The organism is Erwinia sp. PME.40.26/001, assembly GCF_055556675.1.
In genome coordinates this window covers 1548381-1559579 of record NZ_JBVHNP010000001.1, presented here as the reverse complement: position 1 = coordinate 1559579, position 11199 = coordinate 1548381, and the positions used below count along the sequence as shown (strand labels likewise).

General features: G+C 59.1%; 10 protein-coding genes. 1 reads left to right on the top strand and 9 read right to left on the bottom strand.

The window, feature by feature from the left end:
* Nucleotides 1–66: 66 nt before the first annotated feature.
* Complete coding sequence (gene mnmC, locus ACZ3HG_RS07340) at nucleotides 67–2064, bottom strand: bifunctional tRNA (5-methylaminomethyl-2-thiouridine)(34)-methyltransferase MnmC2/FAD-dependent 5-carboxymethylaminomethyl-2-thiouridine(34) oxidoreductase MnmC1 (protein WP_465332495.1); 1998 nt, start codon at nucleotides 2062–2064, stop codon at nucleotides 67–69.
* 155 nt (nucleotides 2065–2219) lie between these two features.
* On the opposite strand from mnmC, the gene fabB reads away from it, so the two are divergent.
* Nucleotides 2220–3443 (top strand): beta-ketoacyl-ACP synthase I, encoded by a 1224-nt coding sequence (gene fabB / locus ACZ3HG_RS07335; RefSeq protein ID WP_191933044.1) that lies wholly within the window; start codon nucleotides 2220–2222, stop codon nucleotides 3441–3443.
* A gap of 58 nt (nucleotides 3444–3501) precedes the next feature.
* On the opposite strand, the gene ACZ3HG_RS07330 is transcribed toward fabB, so the two are convergent.
* From ACZ3HG_RS07330 to ACZ3HG_RS07295, 8 genes are all read right to left on the bottom strand, one after another.
* Entirely contained in the window at nucleotides 3502–3873 is a 372-nt protein-coding gene (locus ACZ3HG_RS07330; RefSeq protein WP_191933043.1) for an MmcQ/YjbR family DNA-binding protein, read from the bottom strand.
* Between the two features lie 54 nt (nucleotides 3874–3927).
* On the bottom strand, nucleotides 3928–4200 hold the full coding sequence (locus ACZ3HG_RS07325) for a YceK/YidQ family lipoprotein (protein ID WP_465332493.1): 273 nt from the start codon (nucleotides 4198–4200) through the stop codon (nucleotides 3928–3930).
* 267 nt (nucleotides 4201–4467) lie between these two features.
* Nucleotides 4468–5070, bottom strand: coding sequence for an SIS domain-containing protein (locus tag ACZ3HG_RS07320; RefSeq protein ID WP_465332491.1), 603 nt, complete (start codon nucleotides 5068–5070; stop codon nucleotides 4468–4470).
* Nucleotides 5067–6704, bottom strand: a complete 1638-nt coding sequence (locus ACZ3HG_RS07315) for an FGGY-family carbohydrate kinase (protein WP_191933035.1) — start codon at nucleotides 6702–6704, stop codon at nucleotides 5067–5069. Before ACZ3HG_RS07315 ends, ACZ3HG_RS07320 begins: the two co-directional genes overlap by 4 nt.
* 14 nt (nucleotides 6705–6718) lie before the next feature.
* A complete protein-coding gene (locus tag ACZ3HG_RS07310) occupies nucleotides 6719–7672 on the bottom strand; it encodes an ABC transporter permease (RefSeq protein WP_191933034.1) in 954 nt (317 codons plus the stop codon).
* Between the two features lies 1 nt (nucleotide 7673).
* Nucleotides 7674–8660: an ABC transporter permease gene (locus ACZ3HG_RS07305; RefSeq protein WP_191933033.1), complete on the bottom strand. Its 987-nt coding sequence runs from the start codon at nucleotides 8658–8660 to the stop codon at nucleotides 7674–7676.
* Nucleotides 8653–10152 (bottom strand): sugar ABC transporter ATP-binding protein, encoded by a 1500-nt coding sequence (locus tag ACZ3HG_RS07300; RefSeq protein WP_465332488.1) that lies wholly within the window; start codon nucleotides 10150–10152, stop codon nucleotides 8653–8655. Before ACZ3HG_RS07300 ends, ACZ3HG_RS07305 begins: the two co-directional genes overlap by 8 nt.
* 51 nt (nucleotides 10153–10203) lie before the next feature.
* The gene (locus ACZ3HG_RS07295; protein ID WP_062742995.1) at nucleotides 10204–11190 is read right to left on the bottom strand and encodes an autoinducer 2 ABC transporter substrate-binding protein; all 987 of its coding nucleotides are present in this window, start codon (nucleotides 11188–11190) and stop codon (nucleotides 10204–10206) included.
* Nucleotides 11191–11199: the final 9 nt, after the last annotated feature.

Here is an 11199-nt window from a genome sequence, read left to right as displayed (position 1 = left end):
TATGCTATTTAGTGCGATTTAGTAACGTTATTTAGTGGCATAAGCATTTTTCAACAAAGATAATTCTTACTTTAGCGGTTTCCCTTTCAGCAGCTTACGTATCCAGAACCGGTTGGGGCTGGTGGCGGCCAGCGTGGCGGCGTCGAGTGGGATCGGTTCGCCGCACAGCTGCGCGGCCAGCACTTCCGCGGCCAGCGGTCCGCTGCACAATCCGCGTGAGCCAAGGGCACCCAATACAAACAGCCCGCTATGGACCGGAGCGGGGGCGGGCTGTGTCTGCTGCGCCAGGGTTTCATACTGTTGCAGGGTGGCGTCGTAGTCCGGCAGGGCCCCCATCATCGGCAGATGATCGCGCGTGGCGGCACGTACGCCGCAGCGGGCTTCGCCGTCGCTGACATTAATATCCAGCGGCCAGGCGGCATCGGGCAGGCAGCGGATCAGCCGCTCCCGGTTCTCCTGCTGGTCATCATCGCGGTAGTCGATAGCGGTGTCGCCACGATGATAGCTCGCGCCGATGCAGTGCTGACGGAACTGCGGGCTGACCGGCGTCAGATAACCGTCATAGCACAGAACCTGTTTCAGGGCTGACAGGGCCGGAGTGGTCGGCACGTGGCTGACCTGGCCGCTCACCGCATAGACCGGCAGTTTTTCACTCTGGCTGAACGCCGTCAGGCGATGGCCGGTGGCCAGCACCACGTTTCGGTGCGTGACGTCAGGCTGGTGGGCAAAGCTTAACTGCCAGCCCGACGGGTGTGGGGTTATCTGCGCGATCGCCTGCTGCCAGTGCAGGGTGGCTCCCTGCTGTGCTGCCCGTTGCCATAGCGCGGCGGTGAGCTCCGCCGGAGAGAGCCAGCCGCCCAGCGGATAGGCGATGCCACCACAGCCGGTGGTCACGCCGCACAGCGCCTCCGCCTCTTCAGCAGTCAGCGCGGACGCCAGCGCAGCCGGCAATTCCATCTGTAACATTTTGCTGATTTTATCCGCGCTTTTTTCATCAAAAGCCAGCTGGGTCACGCCGCACCAGTCGTGCTCAAAGGGCAGGCCGAGACGGTCGTAAAGGCGGCGTGCGAAGGTGAAAGCGGTAGGGAAGAACTGTGCCAGCGCCGGATCGTGAGGGCTGAGCAGCGGATACACCGCCCCCTGACGGTTGCCGGACGCGCCCTGTGCCGGACGGTCGTCGGCGCAGTAGAGCGTGACCTTTTTGCCCCGCCGCAGCAACGCCAGCGCCAGCAGTGCGCTGGCAATACCGCCGCCAGCCAGGGCGATATCCATGCCTTCTGCCGCCGGACGGGCGTACCAGGGGGTGCGTGCAGGGGAAGGCACGGCGGCAGGCAGGCGGCCGACCAGCATCTCACGCTTCTCGCCGAAGCCTTTACGCTTGCTGACCTCGAACCCGGCCTCTGCCAGCCCGCGCCTGACGAATCCGGCGGCGGTAAAGGTCGCCAGCGTCGCGCCTGGACGTGCCAGGCGGGCCATACAGTCAAACAGCGCCGGCGTCCACATATCCGGGTTTTTTGCCGGGGCAAAGCCATCCAGGAACCAGGCATCCACCTGCTGGTTCAGGGTGTCATCAAAAGTAGGTATAAGCTGGTTAATATCGCCAAACCACAGGTCGAGCGTGATGCGCCCGCCGTCCAGCAGCAGGCGGTGACAGCCCGGCAGCGGCAGCGGCCACTGCTCACGCAGCTGGCGCGCCACATCGGCTAACTGCGGCCAGCTGGCGTGAGCGGCCTCGAGATCGCTGACCGTTAACGGGAACTTCTCGCAGCTGATAAAATGTAAGCGCTGCAGCCGGGCATCCGGCTGATGCCCGGTAAAGGCATCGAAGGCCTGCCACAGCGTGAGAAAGTTCAGGCCGGTACCGAAACCGGTTTCGGCCACGATAAACAGGTCGCGCGGATGGCTGGCAAAACGATCCGGCAGCTGATTGCCGTCAAGAAAGACGTAACCGGTCTCTTTCAGACCATTCTGGTTAGAGAAATAGACATCATCAAACTCTCGGGATACAGGTGTACCCTGATCGTTCCAGCGTAGCTCTGCGTACTCTATTGGTGCGGTTTTCACGGCAAAGGCTCATTGCTCAGGCAGTGGCGGGATTTTAACGATGTGCTTGACCCTACGCAAATTTACACAAGGAATATGCTGATCGGACTTGTTCGGCGTACAACTGTACGCTAGAGTGCCACTCGAATCCTAATTAGAAGTGAAAGAGGTATTGAATGAAACGTGCTGTGATTACTGGCCTAGGGATCGTTTCCAGTATTGGTAATAACCAAGAGGAAGTTCTGGCATCATTACGCGAAGGACGCTCTGGTATTACCTTCTCGCAGGAACTGAAAGATTCCGGTATGCGTAGTCACGTCTGGGGTAACGTTAAGTTAACGAAAGACGATATTTCAGCCCGTATTGACCGCAAGATGCTGCGTTTTATGAGCGATGCGTCCATTTATGCTTTCCTCTCCATGCAGGATGCGGTGAAAGATGCTGGCCTGACCGATGAGCAATACCAGAACAACCCGCGTGTGGGTCTGGTTGCCGGTTCTGGCGGTGGTTCACCGTTCTATCAGGCTGCCAGCGTTGACGGTATGCGCGCCAAAGGCCTGCGCGGCGTGGGTCCCTATATGGTGACCAAAGCGATGGCATCCGGCGTTTCTGCCTGCCTCGCCACGCCGTTTAAAATTCACGGCGTCAACTACTCTATCAGTTCTGCCTGCGCCACCTCTGCACACTGCATCGGTAACGCGGTAGAGCAGATCCAGCTGGGCAAACAGGATATCGTCTTTGCCGGTGGTGGCGAAGAGCTGTGCTGGGAAATGTCCTGCGAGTTCGATGCGATGGGCGCGCTGTCGACCAAATATAACGAGACCCCGGAAAAAGCCTCCCGTACCTACGATACCAGCCGTGACGGCTTTGTTATCGCCGGCGGTGGCGGTATGGTCGTGGTGGAAGAACTGGAACACGCCCTGGCGCGTGGCGCACATATTTACGCTGAGATCGTGGGCTACGGAGCCACTTCAGATGGCGCGGACATGGTAGCGCCGTCAGGCGAAGGCGCCATGCGCTGCATGCGCATGGCGATGGAAGGTGTGGATACTCCTATCGACTACCTGAACACCCACGGTACCTCTACGCCGGTAGGCGATGTGAAGGAACTGGGTGCTATCCGTGCCGTCTTCCCGGACAAAACGCCGGCAATGTCGGCCACCAAAGCCATGACCGGCCACTCGCTGGGTGCCGCAGGTGTGCAGGAAGCCATCTACTCCCTGCTGATGCTGGAACACGGCTTTATTGCGCCAAGCATCAACATCGACGAGCTGGACCCGGCGGCAGAAGGCCTGGATATCGTGACTCAGCCTACCGAGCGTAAGCTGACCACCGTGATGTCTAACAGCTTCGGCTTCGGTGGCACCAACGCCACCCTGGTGATGCGCAAACTGGCATAATTTGCCATCCTGCCGTGCTGACAAAGGGGCGACTGAGGTCGCCCCTTTGTTTTGCCTGCTACTCTTCCCGCAGCGCCAGCGGGCGCTGTCGTTTTGGCATGCCGGCAACCACCCGATCGTACGACTCCCGCACCAGCTGCCTGACTAATCCTTCCGTAATCTGCTGACCCGCATAAATTGAAATCCAGTGGCGTTTATTCATGTGGTAGCCCGCGTGGATGCTGTCGTAGATTGCCCGGTGCAGTTCGCCCTCTTCAGGGCGGCACTTGAGGTTCACTATCCGTTCACCCCGTACCTGTGACATCAGGACAAATATCTTGCCGCGTACCTTAAACACCTCATACTCCGGGCCAAACGGATAACAGAGCTCCGCCTCCGGCTGCTCACCAGCGACCTGTCTGGCAATATTCTGTATCTGCTCTCCATCCACTGTCGCTCTCCTTCGGGATAATGTTCTTCCCGCAGGCTAGCACAAAGGCGGTGCTTACTTCACCGGTGCTGATGATTTATGTGGGTCAGCGGTGTTTTCCGGGGTGTGGTAGTAGTGCCAGGTATCATAGGGCAACATCAGCGTGTCCCCGACAATCGACACGGGCAGATCCAGCCAGCACCAGAAGCAGTCGTGCAGCGTGTGGTAGTCGAGCTGCGTACCCGCATAGAACGAATTTTTCGGGTTATTACCGACGGTATGGCTGGTGATGGTCGCGCAGCCGCTGAGTAGCAGCATGGTGCAGATGAGGCCGGTTTTTCTGAGCATAATTCACGTCCCTGTTTTAATACCGTTAACAGGGTAGGGGAAAGGCCCGGGCAGAAGGAGGATCAAACGTGCGGGATGCGGTGTCGCCAGCTAGCACGGTCTTGCGGGGATGGGGCCAGTTTGAGGTAAGCCGGTCGTCACGCGGCAGGGATGCCGCGTGACGAGGCCCGCATGGATGCGGACTTTGCGGATCCGGTGTGCTCAAACTGCCCCCAGGCCTGAAGCTGAACGATTAGCGACTAAAAATGTGTGGAGATCCCTCAGGAGTTACTCCTCCCTCAACACTTTCCCCACATTCCCCCCCGGATGCACCTCCAGCAGGTTTTTCTTGCTGAAGCCGCTCTGCGACATCAGCACTGAGATCATCGCGTCAAACACCGCCAGCACGCTGATAATAGAAGTGGTGGCCAGCATCTTCAGTGGATCGATCTCCTGCGATTTTGGCATCAACAGCAGCAGGTCGGCAGCCCAGGCAATGGCAGAGTGGGCGTTTTCAGTGACGCTGATCAGTGTACAGCCCTTGACGTTGACCGTATGCAACAGCCGGGTGAGCTCCTCCGAGTTACCGCCGCGCGACAGCATGATCAGGATATCGCCCTTGCGCAGGAAGCCGATATCACCGTGGGCGGCATCGGCGGCGCTTAACCAGATCGCCGGGTGTTCAATGCACGCCAGCATATGGGCAATTTTACGTGCTGCAATGCCGGAGGTGCCAATCCCGGTCACAGCGATCTTGCCGGGGCAGGTGGCGAGGGCGTCCAGCACTGCCAGCCACTGCTGACGGTCAAGCTGGGTGTGCAGTGTATCCAGCGCCTGACGGTAGGTTTCCCAGGCTGTGCTGGCCTGTTGCCAGCTCTGCTCCGGGGTCATCTCTCCTCCTGCATCATTTGCTGATATTTCATATGGTCGTGATACAGCTCACGGAACACGCGGTATTTACGATCGTAATAGCGTTTGATCTCATTGGTCTGCGGCGTCACGGTTTTGCCAATGCGGCTCATGGCATTCATCGCTTCCGGCAGCGTGTCATAGACGCCTGCCGCAACAGTGCCCATCATCGCGCTGCCCAGCAGCATTGATTCACTCTCCTCTGCCAGCAGCATGGTACAGCCGGAGGCGTTAGCGTGCTCCTGCACAAAAACAGGATTTTTGGTGCCGCCGCCGCTGGCCATAATGGTGTCAATGCTGTAGCCCGTCTGGTTCATGGTTTCAATAATGTGCCGGGTGCCAAGGGCAATGGCCTGAATGGTCGCCAGATAGTGCAGGGCCATATCTTCCGGGGTGCGCGACAGCGTCAGCCCGGTCAGGATGCCGGTCAGGTTCGGATTTGCACGCGGTGAGCGGTTGCCGTGGAAGTAGGGCAGCATATGGATATCGCGGGTCAGAAAAGCAATCTTATCCGCGTCACCGGCCATCTTGCGCAGCAGGGCATTGAGGACCTCATAAATAGTTTTGCCCTGAGCCTGCCCCTGCTCCCGCAGTTGGGTATAGCAGGGGTGTGACTGGATCACATGGTCTATCAGCGCTCCGGTAGCGGACTGCCCGCCCTCGTTCAGCCAGAAGTCGGGCAGTACCGCCGAGAGGTAAGGCCCCCACACGCCTTTAATAAAGCGCGGCTCACGGGAGATGGCCATATGCCCGGTTGACGTACCACCAATCAGTGCAATGCGGCGGTCAAAGTCAGCCAGTTCACCGGAAGGACCGGCAGCGCCCAGCGTCCCCAGGCTGCCGGCGTGGGCATCGATGATGGAAGCGCTGACCGGCGTACCGGGCAGCAGGCCCAGTTCGCTGGCCGCACGCTGCGTCAGCCCGCGACCCAGCGGTTCACCCATGCCTTTAACGTCACTGCCAATTTTCGCCGCATCGTGCTCCAGCAGATCCTCCAGCCCCACCTGTTTGAAGTAGCTGCTATCCCAGCCGTCCTGGTGCGCCAGCCAGGTCCATTTGCACACCAGCGAACAGACCGAACGGGTCACATCGCCGGTGGCGCGCCAGGTCAGGAAGTCGGGCAGGTCAAACAGGTGCCCGACGTTCTGCCAGCTGGCGGGCATATGCTGCTTCAGCCACAGCAGTTTCGGCGTCTGCATTTCCGGAGAAATCACCCCGCCGACATAATCCAGCACCGGGTGTTTTAACGCATTGATACGTTCCGCCTGAACAATGGCGCGGTGATCCATCCACACAATAATATTTTGCTCGCTGCGCCCGGACGGGCTGACCGTCAGCGGCTGGCCCTCTTTATCCAGTACCACCAGCGAACAGGTGGCATCAAAACCCAGCCCTTTAATCTGTACCGGATTGATATTGGTCTGATTAATGGCATCGCGCACGGCCTGACACACCGCCTGCCAGATATTGTCAGAAGACTGTTCAACAAAGTTAGCCTGCGGGCGATACAACGCGATCTCACGGCTCGCCTGGCCCATCATGCGCCCGGTAACATCAAAAATGCCTGCGCGGGCGCTGCCGGTTCCCACATCCACACCAATATAATAGCTCGCCATTTTTATCCTCAGTCTCAGGTTCTGCGATGTTGCAACGCAATAAACAGGATCAGTACACCACCCCAAAGGGCCATAGTGAGGTAGCTGCTCACCCCCAGCAGGTTCAGCCCGCTTTCCAGCATCTGTAGCACGATCAGCGCCAGGATCAGGCCGGGAATGCGCCCGAAGCCGCCGTCCGGATTGATGCCACCCAGCACGGAGGCAAGGATGGTCACCAGCAGCCAGGACTCGCCGTAGCCGGCTTTGGCGGAGTTAAACATCGACATCATCAGTAGCGCCGCACCCCAGCTCATCAGCGCCGACAGGATATACACCACAATGGTCACGCGGGTGGTGTTGACCCCGCTAAAGCGCGTGGCCTTTTCGTTACTGCCCAGCAGCAGAATAGTGCGTCCCAGCGTGGTGCGTTCCAGCAGCAGCCACATCAGGGCTGCGACGGCAAGGAAAAGCAGCAGCGACAGCGGTACGCCGGCGACATCGCCGTTGCCAAGCATCTGTATCAGCGGCGGGAAGCCGGAGATCACCGCACCGTCAGACAGCAGGATATTCAGCCCGGCAATCAGCGTCATGGTACCCAGCGTTGCCAGAATCGGCGACACACCAATCACCGCAATCAGTACGCCGTTGACCACGCCAATTACCACGGCGAGGGCCAGCCCGGCCAGCAGCGCCAGCGCTATCCACTGCGGCTGGTCAGGATGGGCAACAATCAGCGCGGCCATCAGCAGCGAACAGGCGTTAGCGCTGGCGATGATTGACAGGTTAATGCCGCCGGTCAGCATCGTCACGCCCATGCCCAGCGCCAGCAGACCGAGCACCGGCAGCTGGCTGGCGATCGACTGGAAGTTACCGACGCTGAAAAAGCGCCCGCCCAGCGTGAGGGAAAACAACACCAGTACCGCCACCAGCATCAGGACCTGCAGGCGGATAATGCGGTCACCCGGCAGTTTATTCAGTAATGTTTGCATCTCAGTTCCCCTTTGCGCGCTGGTGTTTTTCATTCCAGGCCGTAGCGCTGACGCTGACCAGAATAATGATGCCGCTAAACACCATATGCCAGTAGGACGACACCGCCAGCAGCGTCAGGCCGTTTTGCAGAAAGGCCAGCAACAGCACGCCCAGCAGGGTGCCGGTCAGCGTACCGCGACCTCCGCTCATGCTGGTCCCGCCCAGTACCACCGCTGCCAGTACCGTCAGCTCGTAACCCACCAGTGAGTTGGGGGCAACGGACTGCGTGGTCTGCGCCTGAACAACGGCCGCTACCCCGGCCAGCACGCCCATGTAGCCATACACCGCCAGATGCAGGCTGCGCAGATTGATACCAAGACGTGACGCCGACTCGCGGCTGCCGCCCATGGCGTAGATCTGCCGCCCGACGCGGGTAAAGTTCATCAGCACCCCGGTCAGGACGAAAACCGCCAGCAGGCAGAGCAGCGGCAGCGTCAGGCCATATTCGTAGCCGTCGGCGGCGGTGAACGAGAACCAGTTAATGCCGTTCATAAACCAGTCGGGAAAGCCGTACAGCCAGGTGCCGTTTGTCGCCCAGACCAGCAGTCCGTAAAAAAGGTTCAGCGTGGCAATAGTGATGATGATCGCCGGGACCCGCAGCAGAAAGACCAGCAGGCCGTTAAGCATCCCTAACAGCAGGCCACAGGCGATGGCCACCGCAAAGGCGCTGAACAGGTTGCCGCCGTGCGCCAGCATGGTGCTGGCCATTACGTATTGTGCAATGGCGGTCATGGCCGGGAACGAGATATCAATCCCTCCGGCGATCAGCACCACAAACAGGCCGCAGGCCAGAATGCCGAGGATGGCGTAGCTGGTGGCGACGTCAGTCAGATTGCCGAGCGTCAGAAACTCGCTGGTGCGCAGGCTGAGGCCCAGCGCCAGCAGCACAATTAGCATACCCAGCCAGAACTCGTGCTGGCTGGCCAGATGTCGTAATTTGTTATTCATTGACCACCCCGGCAATCTCCTCTTCGCGGCACTGATGCGGGGCGAAGCTGGCGACCAGCTCACCTTTGCGCATCACCAGCACGCGGTGGCTGTTGTAGTAAGCTTCCGGGATCTCATCGCAAATCATCAGCACCGCCATACCGGACTCGGCCAGCTCACGGGCAATACGATAGATCCCCTCTTTATTGGCGATATCGACGCCGACGGTAGGGGAGTCGAGGATCAGCACCTTCGGCCGGGTGGCGACCCATTTACCAATCGCCACGCGTTGCGCGTTGCCGCCGGACAGGGTCTGAACCGCCAGCTGACTGTCGGAGACTTTGATATTCAGCTCGCGGATCAGTGTTGATGCCCGCTGACGTGCCTCATCGCGGTCCAGCAGGCCCAGACGATTACGCAGGTGCGGGAAGATCGGCACCAGCAGGTTATCGAAGATCGACTGCGTCATGATCAGCCCTTCGGTCTGCCGGTCTTCCGATACGTAAGCAATACCGTGGCGGATGGCGTCGCGGTTGTTGCGCAGTTTCACCGGCTTACCGTCAAGGATGATTTGACCGCTGTCGGGTTGGGTAATGCCAAACAGTGACAGGCACAGTTCGGTTCGCCCGGCCCCCAGCAGGCCGACGATGGCGGTGATTTCGCCACTTCTTAACTGCAAATTGATCTGCTGATACTGGTTGCGGCGTGAGAGGTTGCGCACTTCCAGCAGCGGCGTGTCACTGCGTTCGGCACGCTCCGGCAGGTGGCTGAAGCTGAAGCGCTGTCCGGTCATCAGCCAGGCCAGCTCGTCGCTGTCCAGTTTGCTGGCGGCATAGGTGCCGACCAGTTTGCCGTCGCGGATGACGCTGATGCGGTCAGAGACCTCCATCACTTCATCCAGCTTATGGCTGACGAACACCACGCAGATCCCGGCGGCTTTCAATTCACTGACCACCCGCAGCAGGCCGTTAACCTCGTGGCGGGTCAGGGAGGCGGTGGGTTCGTCCATGATCACCAGGCTGGCATCGGCAGCCAGCGCGCGACAGATGGCCACCAGCTGGCGGTCGGCTATCGACAGTTTTTCAACCTTGCGCGACGGGTCAAGCTGCACGCCAATGCGCGCCATGGTCTCCTGTGCCAGCTGGCGCATCGCCCGGCGGTTGACCCAGAAGTTGCCGCCCGGCAGAAAGCGATGGGCGGCGATATTTTCCATCACCGACAGATTCGGGAACAGAGACAGATCCTGATAGATCACCTGAATGCCGTAGTAGGCAGAAAGGGCCGGTGTTAAGTGGGTCAGTAGCTTACCGTCAATGCTGATATGCGATCCTTTGTCCGGCTGGTAAACCCCGGAGATCACCTTGATCATCGTGCTTTTTCCGCAGCCGTTTTGCCCGGCCAGACAGTGTACTTCACCCCGGTTAAGCGTCAGCGTTACCGCATCCAGTGCGCGTACGCCCGGGAAGGATTTGCTGATATTTTCCAGCGAGATAAACGGTGTTTGCGTGGACATAATTCAGTACCCTGGTGTGGAACAGGGCCAGCAGAGACTGGCCCGATACGATCAGAAGCCGAGGGATTTCGCGTTATCTTTGGTCACTTCAAGGATGCGGTTAAAGCGGATCACATGGTGTTCCATATCCACATCGGCTTTACCCAGGCCGTCAATGGTCAGGTCCGGGGTAACCTGTTTGCCGTCCAGCAGCTGGTCCGCGAGGCTGACCAGCGCAAAGCCGGCATCTTTCGGATCCCACAGCAGGGCTTTTTTGATATCACCGCTCGCCAGGTAGGGTGCCGCCTGGGCTGGCATCGCAATGCCGACGACGGCAATTTTATTCTTCGCCCGTTTGCTCTTCACTGCCTGCCCGGCACCAATCGGGCCGAGCGAACCGAAGCCGATAATGCCTTTCAGATCCGGGTAGGTGCGCATCAGGTCAAGCGTGGTGGCGTAAGATTTATCAATACTCTCTGCCACCGGCAGGCGCGAGGTGACTTCGTGCATGTCAGGGTATTTTTCTTTCTGATATTTGATAGCCGCATCCGCCCAGGCGTTGTGCAGCGGCACGGTCAGGGAACCGACATAGATGGCATAGCCGCCTTTACCGCCCATGCTGCTGGCCAGTTCATCCATGTTCTTTTCAGCATATTTGACGCTGTCGATGGTCTCGACATCCCACTGGCCAATCGGCTGGTCCGGGGATTCATGGGTCAGGACCACGATGCCCTGAGCGCGTGCTTTTTTCAGTACCGGCTCAAGCACTTTTGCATCATTCGGTACCACGATAATCGCATCGACTTTTTTGGCGATAAGGTCTTCAATCACCTTGACCTGCTGCGCCGGGTCAGCGGTGGATCCCCCCACCTGGTAAGCGTTAACATCCAGTTTTTTCGCGGCTTCATCCACGCCGACGGCCATACGGGTGAACCAGGGAATACCGGTCACCTTGGCTACCACGGCGATATCATGTTTTTCTGCGGCCAGCAGGGGAGTCGCGAACAACATGCAGGCAGAGACGACACAGGCGTTGAGTAACGAGAGGTTAAATTTCATAGCAGTACC